This is a genomic window from Mesorhizobium sp. M2A.F.Ca.ET.067.02.1.1 (genome assembly GCF_004023285.1).
Classification (GTDB): Bacteria; Pseudomonadota; Alphaproteobacteria; order Rhizobiales; family Rhizobiaceae; genus Mesorhizobium.
Genome location: NZ_RZSB01001374.1, coordinates 1 through 574, shown reverse-complemented (window position 1 = coordinate 574; position 574 = coordinate 1). Strand labels below are relative to the sequence as shown.

The window sequence follows — 574 nt, the reverse complement described above, 5'->3', positions numbered from 1 at the left end:
GGCGGGGCAAGCGCGCCGAGCAACTCCGAGCGGGCCGGTTCATCCAGCTCGCGCAGAATGTCGGCCGCGCGGTCGACCGACATGGCGGTCAAAAGCTTGCTCGCCTTGGCGCGTGGCAGTGCTTCCGCGAGTTCCGGAGCGCTTTCGAGTTCCGGCTGATCGAAAATCTCGACCAGCCGCTCGAACGGCACAGCGCAGAGCAGTTCGATGGCTGTCTCGCGAGGCTCGTGGTTGAGGGCTTCGACGACGTCGGCGACGTGATCGTTGGCAAGAACACGGGCGACGGCGACGGCTTCGTCGTCCAATACGGGTGCGAATTCGTTCATGGGCTCACTCCTTGCCGTCCGGCAGGACGTGAGCCGTGCAGGTCACGTCAGGGCGGACGGCGGTTGCGTTCGACTGTGACTGTCGCCAGGCATGGCGGGTTGACCTTTCTGCTCGCGGGGTAGCGCATGACCCCGAAAATCGGGTTCGATTTCGGAAAGGATCATGCGCAATTCTAAGTTTCTACAGCGTCCTTTACGCGTCCGAAGGACGCGTGGCGCTGTAGTTGGAAATCAGCGAGCGCGTACAT

At 62.7% G+C, this 574-nt stretch carries 1 pseudogene; it reads right to left on the bottom strand.

What is annotated here, in order from left to right:
• Window positions 1-326: pseudogene (locus tag EOA28_RS37890) on the bottom strand (magnesium transporter); the annotation flags it as partial.
• Window positions 327-574: the final 248 nt, after the last annotated feature.